This window comes from Kaistia sp. MMO-174 (genome assembly GCF_037147815.1).
GTDB classification, from domain to species: Bacteria; Pseudomonadota; Alphaproteobacteria; order Rhizobiales; family Kaistiaceae; genus Kaistia; species Kaistia nematophila.
In genome coordinates this window covers 1,111,630-1,128,152 of sequence record NZ_JBBCUO010000001.1, presented here as the reverse complement: position 1 = coordinate 1,128,152, position 16,523 = coordinate 1,111,630, and the positions used below count along the sequence as shown (strand labels likewise).

The 16,523-nt window shown below is 67.5% G+C and carries 13 protein-coding genes; 1 reads left to right on the top strand and 12 read right to left on the bottom strand.

Annotation, left to right across the window (positions count from 1 at the left end; all coding sequences use genetic code 11):
• Nucleotides 1-76: 76 nt before the first annotated feature.
• Complete coding sequence (locus tag WFK98_RS05090; RefSeq protein WP_420909639.1) at nucleotides 77-2,422, top strand: PAS domain-containing sensor histidine kinase; 2,346 nt, start codon at nucleotides 77-79, stop codon at nucleotides 2,420-2,422.
• Between the two features lie 33 nt (nucleotides 2,423-2,455).
• Here WFK98_RS05090 and WFK98_RS05085 read toward each other — a convergent pair whose 3' ends face one another.
• From WFK98_RS05085 to WFK98_RS05030, 12 genes are all read right to left on the bottom strand, one after another.
• Nucleotides 2,456-5,446 carry a bifunctional [glutamine synthetase] adenylyltransferase/[glutamine synthetase]-adenylyl-L-tyrosine phosphorylase gene (locus WFK98_RS05085; RefSeq protein ID WP_336799476.1) on the bottom strand — a complete coding sequence of 997 codons (2,991 nt, stop codon included), beginning with the start codon at nucleotides 5,444-5,446 and terminating at the stop codon, nucleotides 2,456-2,458.
• Between the two features lie 11 nt (nucleotides 5,447-5,457).
• Complete coding sequence (locus tag WFK98_RS05080; protein WP_336799475.1) at nucleotides 5,458-6,852, bottom strand: ATP-binding protein; 1,395 nt, start codon at nucleotides 6,850-6,852, stop codon at nucleotides 5,458-5,460.
• Complete coding sequence (locus tag WFK98_RS05075; protein ID WP_266339424.1) at nucleotides 6,836-7,516, bottom strand: response regulator transcription factor; 681 nt, start codon at nucleotides 7,514-7,516, stop codon at nucleotides 6,836-6,838. The genes WFK98_RS05080 and WFK98_RS05075 overlap by 17 nt, the downstream gene beginning before the upstream one ends.
• 147 nt (nucleotides 7,517-7,663) lie before the next feature.
• Entirely contained in the window at nucleotides 7,664-9,205 is a 1,542-nt protein-coding gene (locus WFK98_RS05070; RefSeq protein ID WP_266339423.1) for a Do family serine endopeptidase, read from the bottom strand.
• Between the two features lie 229 nt (nucleotides 9,206-9,434).
• Complete coding sequence (locus tag WFK98_RS05065) at nucleotides 9,435-9,893, bottom strand: cytochrome c-type biogenesis protein (RefSeq protein ID WP_266339422.1); 459 nt, start codon at nucleotides 9,891-9,893, stop codon at nucleotides 9,435-9,437.
• 4 nt (nucleotides 9,894-9,897) lie between these two features.
• Nucleotides 9,898-11,877 carry a heme lyase CcmF/NrfE family subunit gene (locus WFK98_RS05060; protein ID WP_336799474.1) on the bottom strand — a complete coding sequence of 660 codons (1,980 nt, stop codon included), beginning with the start codon at nucleotides 11,875-11,877 and terminating at the stop codon, nucleotides 9,898-9,900.
• The gene (ccmE, locus tag WFK98_RS05055; protein WP_266339420.1) at nucleotides 11,874-12,344 is read right to left on the bottom strand and encodes a cytochrome c maturation protein CcmE; all 471 of its coding nucleotides are present in this window, start codon (nucleotides 12,342-12,344) and stop codon (nucleotides 11,874-11,876) included. Before ccmE ends, WFK98_RS05060 begins: the two co-directional genes overlap by 4 nt.
• Nucleotides 12,345-12,353: 9 nt before the next feature.
• Nucleotides 12,354-13,496, bottom strand: a complete 1,143-nt coding sequence (gene ccmI / locus WFK98_RS05050; RefSeq protein WP_336799473.1) for a c-type cytochrome biogenesis protein CcmI — start codon at nucleotides 13,494-13,496, stop codon at nucleotides 12,354-12,356.
• Between the two features lie 88 nt (nucleotides 13,497-13,584).
• Nucleotides 13,585-14,007, bottom strand: coding sequence for a hypothetical protein (locus tag WFK98_RS05045; RefSeq protein WP_266339418.1), 423 nt, complete (start codon nucleotides 14,005-14,007; stop codon nucleotides 13,585-13,587).
• Nucleotides 14,008-14,108: 101 nt separating this feature from the next.
• Nucleotides 14,109-15,470, bottom strand: coding sequence for an ATP-binding protein (locus WFK98_RS05040; RefSeq protein WP_336799472.1), 1,362 nt, complete (start codon nucleotides 15,468-15,470; stop codon nucleotides 14,109-14,111).
• Between the two features lies 1 nt (nucleotide 15,471).
• Nucleotides 15,472-16,158, bottom strand: coding sequence for a response regulator transcription factor (locus tag WFK98_RS05035; protein WP_336799471.1), 687 nt, complete (start codon nucleotides 16,156-16,158; stop codon nucleotides 15,472-15,474).
• A 4-nt stretch (nucleotides 16,159-16,162) separates the two neighbouring features.
• On the bottom strand, nucleotides 16,163-16,480 hold the full coding sequence (locus WFK98_RS05030; RefSeq protein WP_266339415.1) for a PepSY domain-containing protein: 318 nt from the start codon (nucleotides 16,478-16,480) through the stop codon (nucleotides 16,163-16,165).
• Nucleotides 16,481-16,523: the final 43 nt, after the last annotated feature.

Here is a 16,523-nt window from a genome sequence, read left to right as displayed (position 1 = left end):
CCGATATCAGGGGGCTGAGATGGCGCGGGCAGAGACAGCCAGTGCGTCTGCGAGCGAGCGCATGCCTATTGCCGGGATGTTGTTTCGACGCAAGCAGATGATCAAGGGGCACGCTCGGCTACTGGCCAAGCCGGCCTACGAAAAGCTCGTCTCGGCCGAGCCGATCCTGCGTCGCTGCATTCCCGTGCTGATCATCCTCTTCCTGCTGATCGTCGCCCTCGCGCGCTTCATCCAGCTCTATGACCTCCGGATGGAGCGCGAGAACCAGGCGCGCGACATGATGGGCATGGTCGCATCCTATCTCGCCCAGTCGCTCGACCAGGCCGAGCCAACGCTGCCGACCGACCGCTACCAGATGGCGGTGCAGAACGCGCTCGACAATTTCGTGCCCCAGAGCGCCGCCAATGCCGGCGAGCGGGTCTACGTCGCCGACTCCACCGGCCGCGTGATCGCCACGGCGCCCCGCTCCACCTCGGAGGAAGGCCGCAGCTTCACCGAGATCGTCGGCGGCGCCCAGCCGCTGGTGATCTTCGGCGAGCGCGCCGGCGTGCTCAAGGTCAGCCTCGACGGCGACCAGGCCGCCTTCGCGACGCTCCGCCATCTGAACGGCCGGCTCGGCTTCGTCGCCGTCGCCACGCCGCTGCCCGCGATCTACCGCGACTGGCGCGCCGACGTGTCGCTCAATGTTTCCGTCTTCGTCGGCACCAGCGCCATCCTGCTGGTGATCCTCTACGGCTACTTCTCGCAGTCGGCCCGCGCCCAGGAAGCGGACGAGATCTACCAGGAGACCTATGACCGCTTCGACACGGCGCTGCGCCGCGGCCGCTGCGGCCTGTGGGACTGGGACGTCGCCCGCGGCCGCCTGTTCTGGTCGAAATCGATGTTTGAGCTGGTGGGTCTCGCGCCCCGCGACACGCTGCTCGGCTTCGGCGAGGTCAATGAGCTGGTGCATCCCGACGACGGCGACCTGATGAACCTCGTCGAGGCGCTTTACGAGGCGAACGAGACGACGGTCGACCGCATGTTCCGCATGCGCAAGGCCGATGGCAGCTATGTCTGGCTCCGCATCCGCGTCGAGCTGGTCGACGCCGACGGCACCGAGCCGCACCTGATCGGCATTGCCGTCGACGTGACCGAGCAGATGCGCCTCGCCGAGAGCTCGCGCACCGCCGACATCCGCCTGCGCGACGCCATCGAGACGATCTCCGAGGCCTTCGTGCTCTGGGACACCCAGAACCGCCTCGTCATGTGCAACTCGAAGTACCAGCAGCTGCACGGCATTCCGGATTCAGCGCTCGAGCCCGGCACGCCCTACGCGAAGGTGATCGCCGCCGGCCGCCAGCCGGTCGTGCAGGCGCAGATCCCGAGCGAGGGTAGCGCCGAGGAAGGCGCCCGCTCCTTCGAGGCGCAGCTGAACGACGGCCGCTGGCTGCAGATCAGCGAACGCCGCACCAAGGATGGCGGCTTCGTGTCGGTCGGCACCGACATCACCACCATCAAGCGCCACGAGGAAAAGCTGATCGACGGCGAGCGCCGCCTGATGGCGACCATCGCCGATCTCCGCCAGTCGCGCCAGAAGCTGGAGCAGCAGGCGCAGGAGATGGTGGAGCTCGCCGAGAAATATTCGGAGCAGAAGGACCGCGCCGAGGCCGCCAACCGCACCAAGTCGGAATTCCTCGCCAATATCAGCCACGAGCTGCGCACGCCGCTCAACGCCATCATTGGCTTCTCGGAGATCATGCAGTCCGGCCTGTTCGGCCCGCTCGGCTCGCCCAAATACGGCGAGTACTGCCAGGACATCAACGCGAGCGGCAATTTCCTGCTCAACGTCATCAACGACGTGCTCGACATGGCGCGCATCGAGGCCGGGCGGATGACGCTCGACATGCACCCGCTGCGGCTGGACGAGATCGTCGACGAGGCGACCCGCGTGATGTCGCCGGAGGCCTCGGCCCGCAAGGTCACCATCGCCGCCGACCTCGAAGACGCGCTCGACCTCACCGCCGACCGCCGCGCGGTGAAGCAGATGGTGCTGAACCTGCTATCGAACGCCGTGAAGTTCACGCCGGAAAACGGCCATGTCGCCGTCCGCGCCCGCAAGATCGGCAACGCCGTGACCCTGACCATTGAGGACAACGGCATCGGCATTCCGAAGGAAGCGCTGAAGAAGCTCGGCCAGCCCTTCGAACAGGTGCAGAACCAGTTCACCAAGAGCCACAAGGGCTCCGGCCTCGGCCTCGCCATCACCCGCTCGCTGGCCGAACTTCATGGTGGCGCGATGCGCATCCGCAGCCATGAGGGCAAGGGCACGATCGTGTCGATCCGCCTGCCGCTGCAGCGGACCGCCCAGCTGGAGCCACCGACGGGCGCTTCCGCCGGCGTCGCCCTCCGCCTCGGCGCCTCCGCCGAACCATCCCGCTGACGCCGCCGAGCTGCCCGCAGGGACGCGCGGCAGCTAGGCCTTCTTGCTCTTTCGCACCTTGCCGATGATCCGTTCGAACGAGGCGCGGACATCCTTCTGCGTTGCCTGCACATGGGCGTCGAGCGTGGTGAAGTCTGGGAGTTCCCCCGCCCGTGATAGCAGGTCCAGCAAGCCGCGCGGCGCCTCGCTCGCCCGGAACGGCCCATCGACGCAGAGCCGGAGGATCAGCACCAGCCGCTGGTAGAGCCGCAGAGCCGGCAGCAGGATCTCCGCCTCGGTCGCCGGCAGGATGCCCGCGCGCGAGGCCGCGGCCAGCACCGTCTCCGTCTCGACATCGAGGATCGCGGGATGGGCGGCGCCGTGCACGAGTTGCAGGTACTGCGCGATGAATTCGATATCGACCTGGCCACCCGGCACCTGCTTCAGGTCCCACGGACCCTCGGCGGTCTTTTCCTCCTCGAGCAGCTGACGCATTTCCAGGACGTCGCGCTCGACCTTCCTGGCGTCATGTGGCGACGACAGGATGGCGCGGATGTTCTCGACGGCCTCGGCGATCAGCGATGCGTCGCCATGTACCGGCCGCGCCCGCGTCAGCGCCATATGTTCCCAGGTCCACGCTTCCTTGGTCTGGTACTCGACGAAGGAGCGGATGTGGGTGGCGAGAGGGCCGGAATTGCCGGACGGGCGCAGGCGGAAATCGACCTCGTAGAGCGAGCCCTCCGCCGTGGGCGCCGACAGCGCCGCGATCAGGCGCTGGGTCAGGCGGGCATAGTACTGGCTGCCGGTGAGCGGGCGGGCACCGTCGGAGCCGGTTTCCGACTCGGCGAAATCATAGAGCAGGATCAGATCGAGGTCGGAGGACGCGGTCATCTCGCGACCGCCAAACTTGCCCATCGCAAGCAGCGCGATGCGGCTGCCGGCGATGCGGCCATGCTGCGCCTCCAGCGCCGCCTTGACGTGATCGAGCAGAGTCGACACCAGCAGGTCGGCGAGGTCAGAATAGGCGATGCTGGCGGCGCGCGTGCTGACCGAACCAGCGATGACGCGGACGCCGATCAGGAAGCCCTGCTCCTTGCCGAAGATGCGCGCGCGGTCGAGCACGTCCTCCAGCGACGCCGCCTCGGCCAGCATGTCCTTCAGCCGCGCCGTCAGCGTCGCCTTGTCCGGCAGACGGCCGAAGAAGGCGGGATCCAGCACGGCGTCGAGCACATGCGGACGCGCCGTGACGATCTCGGCGAGCCGGGGCGCCGTGCCCATGATGGTGGCGAGCAGGTTCAGGAGGCCGGGATTGGAGCCGAGCAGCGCGAAAAGCTGCACGCCGGCCGGCAGACGGGCGAGGAAGCGGTCGAAGGCGTTAAAGGCCGCATCGGCATTGTCGGTCGTGGCGAAGGCCTCGAGCAGCGCCGGCGTGATCTCCGTCAGCCGCTCGCGCGCGGCGGCGGAGCGCATCGCCGCATAGCGGCCGAAATGCCAGCCGCGGATGGTGCGGCTCACCTCGCGCGGATTGTGATAGCCAAGGCTCGCCAGCGTCGCGACCGTTTCCGGGTCCTCGTCGTCGCCGGTGAAGACCAGGCTGCCCATCGCCGAGGACAGCGGCGGCGCCGCCTCGAACAGCTGGATATAGTGATCGCGCACGGTCTCCAGCGTTTCCACCAGCGCCTTGGAGAACGCCTTCACCGTCTTGAAGCCCATCAGCCGGGAGACGACGTCGAGCCCCTCCTCGCTCTCCGGCAGCGTGTGCGTCTGCTCGTCGGCGATCATCTGCAGGCGATGCTCGATGGCGCGCAGGAAGCGGTAGCAGCGCGCGAGGTCGTCGGCCGCCTCGTCGGCGATCCAGCCCTTGGCGCGGAGTATCTCCAGCATGTCGAGCGTGCGGCGGCCGCGCAGTTCGCGGTCGCGTCCGCCCGCGATCAGCTGCTGGGTCTGGACGAAGAACTCGATCTCGCGGATGCCGCCGCGGCCGAGCTTGATGTTGTGGCCGGCGACCGCCACCGACTCATGGCCACGGTGATCGTGGATCTGGCGCTTGATCGAATGGATGTCGGCGATGGCGGCGAAATCAAGATATTTGCGCCAGATGAACGGGGCCAGCTCCGCCAGGAACTGGTCGCCGCCCTCGATGTCGCCGGCGAAGGGCCGCGCCTTGATCATGGCGGCGCGTTCCCAGTTCTGGCCGCTTGCCTCGTAATAGAGGAAGGCGGCGCTGGTCGAGATCGCGACCTGGGTCGAGCCCGGATCCGGCCGCAGGCGCAGGTCGGTGCGGAAGACGTAGCCGTCGCTGGTGCGCTCCTGCAGGATCTTCACCAGCCGGCGCGTCATCTTCACGAACAGCGCGCCGATCTCGTCGGGGTCGGCGACCACGGCCCGCTCGCGGTCGAACAGCACGATCAGGTCGATATCGCTCGAATAGTTGAGCTCGCGCGCGCCGCACTTGCCCATGCCGATCAGGATCCAGCCCGATCCGCGCGACGGCTCGTCCGGATGAAGCAGGGTCAGCTTGCCCGCAGCGTGCGCATCGGCCAGTAGGAAATCCGTCGTGGCGCCGACCGCGGCTTCGGCAAAGGAGGTCAGCGCGCCGGTAACGCGCTCGACCGGCCAGAGCCCGCCGAGATCGGCGAGACCGACCAGAAGCGCCACTTCGGCGCGCGCCTGACGCAGCCGCGTCATCAGCGCCGCCTCGTCGGTGTCGCGCCAGGATGCGGCGACCTCGGCCATCAAGCGGGGAAAATGCTCGTCCGGATTGCCGGCGAGGATCGCGACCAGGCGCGGCAGATCGTAGAGGGCCGTCTCGCGCAGGAAGGGCGAGGCGTCGAATACGGCGGCCAGGAACGAGCCGAGCTTCTTGTCGGCCTGCAGCAATTCGGAAAAGGCGGGACCGACGCCGGCCTCCTTGGCCGCGGCCTGCAGGTCCTGCAGGATCTCGCGCGCCCGCGCCGCCTTGGGAGGACGGATATCGGCCTGGATGGAGGCGGCAAGCGATGATCCGGCCGAGCCGGCCGTCGACCGCGAAGTATTGGCTTCCATCATCCGGTCCTTCAGTTCTCGGCCGGGAAACGCAACGTCACGACAAGCCCCGGTCCGGCATCGCCCAGGGCGACCGTACCATGGTGTAGCTTCACGACGGCGTCGACAAGGCTGAGCCCGAGGCCGCTCCCCGGCTGTGAACGACTCTTTTCAAGGCGGACGAAGCGTTGCAGCACGCGCACCCGCTCGGCCTCCGGAATTCCTGGGCCATTGTCGGCGACCGAGACGACGATCTCGTTCTCGACCTGCCGCGCCGTCACCGCCACCGTCGGAGCCTCCACGACGGGTTCGCCGCTCGCGACATACTTGATCGCGTTGTCGAGCAGGTTGGCGAGAGCCTGGCTGATCAGTTCGCGGCTGCCGCTCAACGGCAGCGGCCCCTCGGCGGAAAGGGTGAGCGTGACCCCGGCCTCCTCCGCGACCGGCTCGTAGAACTCCACGACGTCGGCGGCGATCTGCGCCAAATCGAGCGGCCCGAGCGCTCCGTCCGGCGAGCCGGCCTCGACACGCGCGATCATCAGCAGCGCGTTGAAGGTGCGGATGAGCTGGTCGGATTCCTCGATCGTCGCCTCGAGCGCGGTGCGATAGGCCTCGACGTCCGCCGGCCCGGCCAGCGTCGTCTCGACCCGCGTGCGCAGGCGCGTCAGCGGCGTCTTCAGGTCATGAGCGATGTTGTCGGAGACGTCCTTCAGACCATGCAGCAGATGCATGATCCGATCGAGCATGGCATTCAGGTTTTCCGCCAGGCGGTCGAACTCGTCGCCGGCGGGCGTGATCTCCAGCCGGCCGGAAAGATCGCCCGCCATGATCTGGCGGCTCGTGGCGGTGACGGAATCGATCCGCTTCAGCACCCGCCGGCTGACGAAGAACCAGGAGACGAGCGCCAGGCAGATCAGCAGCACGACGGCGCTGATCATCGCCTTGCCGATCAGGTCGCGGATCCGTTCGATCTCGCTGATGTCGCGGCCGACCAGCATGCGGAAGCCGTTCGGCAGCGGAAGCACCTGCACCATGGCGATATGGTGGGTCGTCTCGCCTTCGAGGCGCTTGTAGGGAACCGTGACCGGGTCGAGGCCGCTCAGCTTCAGCAGCGCCGGCGGAACCTCGGTGACGTTGCCGGCGACGACGCGTCCCTGCGAGTCGGTGACGACATAGAGGCTGGCGCCGGGAACGCGACTGCGCTGCTCGATGGCGGCGACGATGCCCGTCAGGCCACTTCGCAGGCCCTCATCGGCCAGGATGCCGATCTCGGCCTCGATGGTGTCGCGGACCTGCTGGGTCAAGAAGCGGTCGGTCTCGCGCGTGATCCAGCCGACGAAGGCGATGGCGAAAACCGAGAAGACCACGAAATAGATCGCGGACAGCTTGAACGCGGTGGTGCGGACGACCTTACCGAACGCTGTCACGTACCATGTATCCCGCGCCCCGGACCGTATGCAGCAGCGGTTCCGAGAAGCCCTTGTCGATCTTGGAGCGCAGCCTGGAGATATGGACGTCGATGACGTTGGTCTGCGGATCGAAGTGATAATCCCAGACATTTTCCAGCAGCATGGTGCGGGTGACGACCTGGCCGGCGTGCTTCATGAGATATTCGAGCAGGCGGAATTCGCGCGGCTGTAGCGGGATGTTGATGTCGCCGCGCCGGACCAGATGGCTGAGGCGGTCGAGTTCGAGCTCGCCGACCTTCAGGACGGTCTCCGCCTCCCCGGGCTTGCGGCGGCGCGCCAGCACCTCGATCCGGGCCAGCAATTCGGCGAAGGCATAGGGCTTGGCGAGATAGTCGTCGCCGCCGGCGCGCAGGCCGGTGACGCGGTCGTCGACCTGGCCGAGCGCCGAGAGGATCAGCACCGGCGTGTCGTTGCCCTTGCGCCGGGTCTCCTCGACCAGCGTCAGGCCGTCCTTCTTGGGCAGCATGCGGTCGACCACGATGACGTCGTATTTGTTGGCATCGAGAAGGAACGCCCCCTCCTCGCCATCGGCCGCGTGGTCCGGCACATGACCGACCTCGCGCAACGCCTTCAAGAGGTAGCTGGCCGTCTCTCGATCATCTTCGACAAGCAGGATTCGCATGGCTTTACGTTAGACGCTTTTTGCAACCAGGGGCAGAACGCCGTCATCACAAAAAAGAGGCAGGCGGGATAACTCCCGCCTGCCAAAGCCCAGAGGAAACGCTGAGGGGCTCACACAGCGTCCCCTCGGGCTTTCAAGGCAGGTGCCTCAGGCCTTCCCGAAGGGAAGAGCCACGAAGCGAGTCTGGTCGCCAGACTTCACCCGCATCAGCACGGCCTTCATGCCCTGCTTCTTGGCATCGACGACTTCGCGCTCGACGTCGCCGGGACGCGTGACCTCACTGCCGCCGACGGCGAGGATGAGATCGCCCGTCTGGATGCCCTGCTCGGCCGCCGCGCCGTTCGGATCGACGTCGGAAACCACCACGCCCTTGCCGTCCGGCGCCGAGGACAGCGAGAGGCCGAGATCCGCAACCGAGGCGGCCTTGTCGGCAGCCGGCTTGGCGCTCGCCATCTTCTCGGAGCCGGGGAGCTTGCCGAGCTTGACGCTGACGTCCTCGGCCTTGCCGCCGCGCCAGATGCCGAGCTTGACCGTCGTGTCCGGCGAGTAGCCGGCGATGATCTGGGCCAGGTTGCGGGCGTCCTCGACGGTCTTGCCGTCGACGGTCAGGATCGCGTCACCCGACTTGATGCCGGCGGTCAGCGCGGGGCTGTCCTCCTGCGGCTCGCTGACGAGCGCGCCCTTGGCTTCCTTCAGGTTGAGGCTGTCGGCGATCTCCTTGGTGATCGGCTGGATCTGGACGCCGAGCCAGCCGCGGACGACCTCGCCGTGGTCCTTCAAGTCCTTGATCACGCGCTCGGCGGTCGCGGCCGGAATGTCGAAGGCGATGCCGACGCTGCCGCCCGACGGCGAGTAGATGGCGGTGTTGATGCCGATCACTTCGCCGTTCAGGTTGAAGGTCGGGCCACCGGAGTTGCCCTTGTTCACGGACGCGTCGATCTGGATGAAATCGTCGTAGGGGCCGGCGCCGATCTCGCGGCCGAGAGCCGAGACGATGCCCGCCGTCACCGTGCCGCCGAGACCGAAGGGATTGCCGACCGCGACGACCCAGTCGCCGACACGGGAATGACCCTTGGCGAAATCGACATAGGTGAACTTCTGGGCGTCATCGACCTTGAGCAGCGCGAGATCGGTCTTCTCGTCGGTGCCGATCAGGCGAGCCGTGAACTCCTTGCCGTCCGAGTTGGTGACGGTGAAGTCGGTGGCGCCGTCGACGACGTGGTTGTTGGTGACGACGTAGCCATCTTCAGAGATGAAGAAGCCCGAGCCGAGGGCAACCGCCTGGCGCGGCTTCGGACGCTGCATGCGCGGGGACTGGCCCTGCGGGCCGCGCTGGTCCTGGAACTGACGGAAGAAGCGCTCCATCGGCGAGCCGGGCGGGAACTGGTCCGGGCTCGGGAAGCCGAAGCTGTCGGGACCGCCGGCGGAAGCGTCATCGGCCTCGGTGGTGGTCGACTTCACGCGAACGCTGACGACGGCGGGCTTCACCTTGTCGACGAGGTCGGCAAAGCTCGGCAGCTGCGCCGACGGCTGCACGCGGACGGCGTCGGCATAGGCTGGCGTGTGCGAGCTCACCACGGCCTGTCCCGCGATTCCGCCAACGATCAGCGCGGCGAGTGCGGTTCCAAGCAGGGCGCGGCTGCGGAAGCGGGTCTGGGGGGACTTCGGAGCGGAATTCTGGTCGGTCATGATGGTCTCCGTCTCGTATCTGGGAAGCAGCGTTTCTGGGGGGCGCTGCTCATACGTCCGAAGATGCATCGGCCAACCTTACAGCCGTCTGTCATCATCATGAAAGGTTCGTAATGTTGGGAAATGGCTCGACGGCGCGGCTGGCGAGCCAAAAGCCGGATAAAAATACCGATTTCAATTCAATCGGTTAGCCGTCACATCCGCACACTGACGGAGGAACGGGTCGCCGTTATTCCTCGCGCGCCAGCAGCGCCTCGATGCGCGCCTGTTCATCTGGCGTCAGTTCGGTCGCGGTCGTCGCGCGGCGCCGGCGGAACAGCCCGAAAGCGAGCGCGCCGCCCACCACGAGCAGCGCCGGCGGCGCGCCCCACAGCACGATCGTGTGCCAGGTCAGGCGCGGTCGCAGCAGCACATACTCGCCATAGCGATCGACAAGGAAGGCCTTCACCGCCTCGTCGCTGTCGCCCGCCTGCAGGCGTTCGCGCACGAGCACGCGCAGATCATGCGCGATGGTCGCGTCCGAATCATCGATCGACTGGCTCTGGCAGACAAGACAGCGCAGTTCCGCCGACAGCGCGCGAGCGCGCGCCTCGAGCGCCGGATCCTGCAGGATCTCGCCCGGCTGCACGGCGGCGAAAGCGGGAAGCGCCGCCACGATCAGTCCGAGCGTCAGCATCAGGCGTCGCATGGCGCTACTCCGCCGGCACAGGGACGGAGCGGCGGGCCGGCTTGGGCGCGCCGACACGCAGACGCCGGTCGGAGAGCGACAGCACGCCGCCCGCCGTCATGACCAGCGCACCGAGCCAGATCAGCGCGACCAGCGTCTTCCAGTAGACCCGGACCACGGTCGCCCCATCCGCCGACACGTCGCCGAGCGAGACATAGAGCTGCGAGAAGCCGAACGTCTTGATGGCGGCTTCGGTGGTCGGCATGTTCTGCACCGTGTAGAGGCGCTTCTCCGGCTCCATCGTCGCGACCACGTTGCCACCCTGGCGAACCGTGAAGCGGACGCCGGTGCCGGTATAGGTGCCCCCGCTGAGCGGCACGAAGCCATCCATGGTGAGAACGCGCGAGCCGATCGTCACCGTCTCGCCGGGCTTCAGCGTGACGATCGTCTCGGTGTTCCAGGCGGTCGACGCGATGATTCCGAGCACCGTGACGCCGATGCCGAAATGGGCCACCATCGTGCCCCAGGCCGAGCGCGGCAGGCCGGCGCCGCGCCGCCAGCTCTCGGCCAGCGAAACGCGGCCGAGCTTGGTGCGGAAGCCTATCTCCGACAGTGCGCCGACCATCAGCCAGACGGCGAGCGCGACGCCGAACAGCGCCAGCGCCGACGGCGTCCCCATCAGCGCCAGCCCGATCACCACCACCGCCATCGCGGCACCGAAGGCGAAGAGCAGGCGCTGGCCGGCGGCAACGATGTCGCCGCGCTTCCAGGCGAGGAACGGACCAAACGGCACGGCGATCAGAAGCGGCACCATCATCGGGCCGAAGGTCATGTCGAAGAACGGGGCGCCAACCGAGATCTTCTCGCCGGTCAGCGCTTCCAGCGCGAGCGGATAGAGCGTGCCAACGAGGACGGTCGCGCAGGCCGCCGTCAGGAGCAGGTTGTTGAGAACGAGCGCGCCCTCGCGGCTGATCGGGGCGAACAGGCCGCCCTGGCCGAGCGAGCCGGCGCGGGTCGCGAACAGGGAAAACGCACCGCCGATGAAGACGCAGAGGATGCAGAGGATGAAGATGCCGCGCGTCGGATCGGTCGCGAAGGCATGCACCGAGGTCAGCACGCCCGAGCGCACCAGGAAGGTGCCTAGCAGCGACAGCGAGAAGGTCAGGATGGCGAGCAGGATCGTCCAGATCTTCAGCGCCTCGCGCTTCTCCATGACGATGGCCGAATGGAGCAGCGCCGTCGCGGCGAGCCAGGGCATGAAGCTGGCATTCTCGACCGGGTCCCAGAACCACCAGCCGCCCCAGCCGAGCTCGTAGTAGGCCCAGTAGGAGCCCATCGCGATGCCGAGCGTCAGGAAGCACCAGGCCGTCAGCGTCCAGGGTCGGACCCAGCGCGCCCAGGCGGCGTCGATGCGGCCATCGATCAGCGCGGCGATGGCGAAGGCAAACGAGATCGAGCAGCCGACATAGCCGAGATAGAGCAGCGGCGGGTGGATCGCGAGGCCGACATCCTGCAGCAGCGGATTGAGGTCGCGCCCCTCGAGCGGCGCCGGATCGAGCCGCAGGAAGGGGTTGGAGGCGATCAGGATGAAGAGCAGGAAGGCGGCGCTGATCCAGGACTGCACCGAGAGCACGAGCGCCTTCAGCTTCAGCGGCAGGTTCTCGCTGAACATCGCCACGAGCGCGCCGAACAGCACCAGGATCAGAACCCAGAGCAGCATCGAGCCTTCGTGGTTTCCCCAGACGCCGGAGATCTTGTAGAGCAGCGGCTTCAGCGTATGCGAGTTCTCGACCACGTTCTGGACCGAGAAATCGGAAACGACATAGGCGTAGGTCAGCACCGCGAAGCTCAGCGCGACGAAAAGGAACTGCGCCACCGCCGTGGTCGAGGCGACCGACATCAGCCTGACGTCTCCGCGCAGCGCGCCCCAGAACGGCAGCGTGCCGCCGGCCAGCGCCAGCGCCAGCGCCAGGACGAGCGCGTAGTGGCCGATCTCGACGATCATCGCTGCACCGCCTGCGGCGCGGGGCCGTTGCCTTCCTCGGGGCGCCATTCGCCGCTCTTCTTCAGAGCCTCCACGACTTCCTTCGGCATGTAGGTCTCGTCATGCTTGGCGAGCACGGTATCGGCCTCGAAAAGGCCGTTGGCGTCGACCTTGCCCTCGGCCACCACGCCCTGCCCCTCGCGGAACAGATCCGGTAGGATGCCGACAAAGCGCGCCGGCACGCTGGCCTTGCCGTCGGTCACGGCGAAACGGACGACGCCGTCCGCTTCCTTCACGACCGAGCCCTGCTCGACGAGGCCGCCAAGACGCACCCTCTGCTCCGGCGCCGGCGGCTTGGCCAGCACGTCCGAGGGCGAGGTGAAGAAGGTGATGCCGTCCGACAGCGCGAACAGGACGAGCCCGACGGCGCTCGCCAGCACGACGCCGGCAAGGCTGATAAGGGTCAGGCGGCGCTGCTTACGCGTCATGTCGAACGATCATTCCTTGCCAATGCCAATATCATGCGCCGCCTGCTCGACGACGGCGAGAAGATCCGGCCGCTCCTTCAGCTTGGCACGAGCCCGCGCGAGCGCCGCCTTGGCTTCGTCCGGCTTGCCGAGCACCATATAGGCACGGAACAGGCGCTCCCAACCGGTGGTGTCGAGCGGGTCGGCATCGAGCTTGCCGGCGAGGCCGGCGACCATGCCCTCGATCATCTGCTGGCGTTCGGCCGGGCTCTGGTCGGCGGCGGCAGCGACATCGGCAGCCGTCGGGCCGGGCGCGACCGGCGAAACGGGAGCGGCCGGCGTGACGGTCGCGGTCGGCTGGAACTGCGCCAGCTCGGCCTTTGCCGCCGCGAGCCAGGGCGCATCGGCCGGCGCCGAGGCGATCAGCGCGTTCCAGGCGGCGACGGCGTCGTCCTTGCGGCCAGCCTGGCCGAGCGACATCGCGACGAAGAAGCGCGAGCGGACATCGGCGGGATCGAACTTGAGCGCCCGGTCGAACGCGGCGCGCGCATCCTCGGTGACGACATTGCCGCTCGCCCGCGTCAGCGCCTCGCCATAGAGCGATTCCCGGTCGGCGGTGGAGCCGAGCAGGCGCTTGGCGTTGCCGAGCGCGCGCACGGCATCGTCGAAGCGACCGAGCCGCATATAGATCGGTGCCAGCACTTCCCAGCCGCGACCGTCCTCGGGATTGGCGGCGAGATGCGCCTCGACCTTGCCGATCAGGTCGTCGACGCTGCCTTCCGCGGCAGGCTGCGCCTGATGGCCGGCGGCCGGACGATCGGCCAGCTGCGGCGCGCCGACATAGAGATAGGTGCCGATCGCCACGACCGGGATGGCGACCAGCGCAACCAGCCGCTCGATGCGGTAGGCGGGACGGGGCGCCGCCGCGTCGGCCGCCGCGCCAGGCTCGCTGTTGAGCAACCGGCGTGAAATCTCGATGCGGGCGGCATCCGCCTCGGCGTCGCCGATCAGCCCGCGCTCACGATCGCGCGCCAGCTCATCGAGCTGATCGCGATAGATCGAACGGGCGGCGCCGGCATGGGCGGAGACGACACGGGGAGGCCTGCCCAGCGGAATGAGCACGGCAAGCGAAGCGGCGGCCGTCAAAACGGCCATGGCGATCCAGAGAAGCATGTGTCTGTTCCTGGACGCGTTCTAGCCTTTAAGCCGCGCCCGCGCACGCCGCATTCTGTCGCGGAGGGAAACCGAGCGTTTCAGGCGGTCAGTCGACCGGACGCCAGGCGCCGTCTTCCTGACGGCAAGCCGTGCCGCGCGCCGCCTGCGGCTCGCCGCCGGCCCAGATCTTGTGGGTATAGTCGCGGCAATCCGAGGCGTTGACGCGATAGCGCGGGCCCGGAACCACCTCGCCGCGAAACCCCTCGCGGTCGCTGCTCCAGTCGACGGGAGAGCCCGGACGGCCATATTCGAGCGCCTGGTATTCGGCCTGCTCGGCACGCTGGCGCTCGCTATCGTTGAGGCCGCGGCCGATCGACTGTCCGGCGACGCCCCCGACCAGCGCGCCCGAAGGCGGCGCGGCGACCCGTCCACCAGCAGCGCCCGTCGTTCCGCCACCGGTGCCGGTGCTGACACAGCCGGCCAGGGTCGTCGCAACCAGCGCCAAGACAAGCCATGAACCCAGCCGCATGATCAACCACCCCGTTTGTCCGCTCGATCCGGGCGGACGCCCCCAAACCGCAATTTCGCAGATCCGACATCAGCATGGCGGAAATGCGATTCCAAACCAACTCACGCCGCCGGCAGCCGAAGTTCCGCCCGCAATCCACCGAAGGCCGAGCGGTCCATCTCGAAGGCCCCGCCATAGAGCGATGCGAGATCGGTGACGATCGATAGGCCGAGGCCGGAGCCCGGCTTGCTTTCGTCGAGGCGCCGGCCGCGCCGCGTCGCCTCCTGCATCTGCTCGGCGGTCAGGCCCGGCCCGTCATCGTCGACACGAATGACCAGCGAGCCGTCCATCTCGCCCGTCGCCGGAAGACAGACGACCTCGACGGCGACCCTGGCCGACGCCCATTTGCAGGCGTTGTCGACGAGATTGCCGACCATCTCCTCGAGATCCTGCTGCTCGCCGCGGAAGCGCGCCGTCTCGGGCGCATGCAGGTCGATCGTCAGGCCGCGATCCTCGTGGATGCGGCGCATGGCGCGCACGAGACGCGCCAGCACGGGCTCGACCTCCGTCACCGCGCCGATCACCTGCGACCGCGCGGCGATGCGGGCACGATCGAGATGATGGTTGATCTGCATCCGCATGATCTCGGCCTGCTCGCCCACCTTCGAGGCGAGCTTGCCGTGGTCGGACCGCGCCTCGTTGGTGATGACGCTGAGCGGCGTCTTCAGAGCATGCGCCAGATTGCCGACATGGGTGCGCGCGCGCTCGATGATCTGCTGGTTAGAGGCCATCAGCGCGTTGAGCTCCTTGGCGAGCGGCTCGATCTCGGCCGGGAACGGGCCGTCGAGGCTCTGCTCCTTGCCACTTCTGAGCGCCGCCAGGCCGCGCCGCACCTGGTCGAGCGGCCGGAGGCCCCAGCGGATCTGGAACGCCGTCGAGGCGACGAGGCCGATGCCGAAGACGGCGAGCGTCAGCGCCACGCTGGTGCGGAAATCCGTGATCTCCCCCTGCATCTCGGACGCATTGCCGGCGACCAGCACGTCGTAGCGATGATCGACGTCGAAGGTGATCGTCCGCTGCAGCACGCGCAATTGCTGCTTGTCGGGGCCCGTCATCGTCGCCTGCTCGACGCCGTCGACGGAGCTTCGCGATGTGGCGTTGGCGATGTCGAGCGTGTCGGTGGAGAGCGAGCGCGAGGCGAGCAGGACTGGGCCGTTCACCTGGCGGATCTGCCAGTACCAGCCGGAATAGATCAGCTCGAAGCGCTGCTCGCCGAGATTGCCGGGGTCGCCGAGCTGCCCGGGCGCCTGGGTGGCGAGATTGCCGACCAGCGTCTTCAGATAGACGGAAAGCCGCTCGTCAAAGGCGCGCTCGACCGTGTCGCGATAGAGCGAGGTCAGAATCACGCCGGCGACGACCAGCGCGATCGCGCTCCAGAGCGACGCGCCGGCGATCAGCCGAAACGCGAGCGAGTTGACGCGCATGTCAGTCGGCGCCGCCGGCGGACGCCGTTCCCGGCGTGACGACCCGGTAACCGAGCCCGCGCACCGTCTCGATCAGGTCGCTCGAGACCTTCTTGCGCAGGCGGCCGACGAACACCTCGATCGTGTTGGAATCGCGGTCGAAGTCCTGATCGTAGAGATGCTCGATCAGTTCGGTGCGCGAGACGACACGGTCGCGATGGTGCATCAGATATTCGAGCACCTTGTACTCATGCGAGGTCAGCTTGACCGGGTTGCCGTCAACGGTGACGCGGCCGGATTTCGTATCGATGCGCACCGGGCCGCATTCGATCTCGTTGGTGGCGTGTCCGGCGGCGCGGCGCACCAGCGCGCGGATGCGGGCCAGCACCTCCTCGATATGGAAAGGCTTGGCGACATAATCGTCGGCGCCGGCGTCGATGCCCTGCACCTTGTCGCTCCAGCGGTCGCGCGCGGTAAGGATCAGCACCGGCATGTTGCGGCCGGCACGCCGCCAGGCTTCCAGCACGCTGATGCCGTCCATGCGCGGCAGGCCTATGTCGAGCACGACCGCATCATAGGGCTCGGTATCGCCGAGAAAATGGCCATCCTCGCCATCTCCGGCCGAATCGACGACATAGCCCGCCGCCTTCAAGGCTTCGGTGAGCTGGCGATTGAGGTCCGGATCGTCTTCGACGACGAGAATTCGCATTCCACTAGCGTCCCATGATCGAGCCGCTGCGCGCATCGACGCGCACGCGCTTCACCTCGCCGCCACCGCCAAGCACATTGACGATATAGACAAGGCGGTTGCCGGCCCTGCAGAGCTGCGCCGAAACCACTTCGCCGCCATCGCCCGCCAGCGAGCCACGGATTTCGCTCAAAGATATGGCATCGCCCTTCTGCACCGCCTGGCGGGCCTCGCCCTGCGACAGGCAGGAATCGCCATAGGCCGCCGTCGGACCGTATCCGGGCGATCCGAACCAGACGAACATGGCAGCCAGAAAGAGGATTGCGATGACGTTCTTCGACATGCCCCCGTCCTAAGCGCCCTCATATGAACACGACCTGAATGCC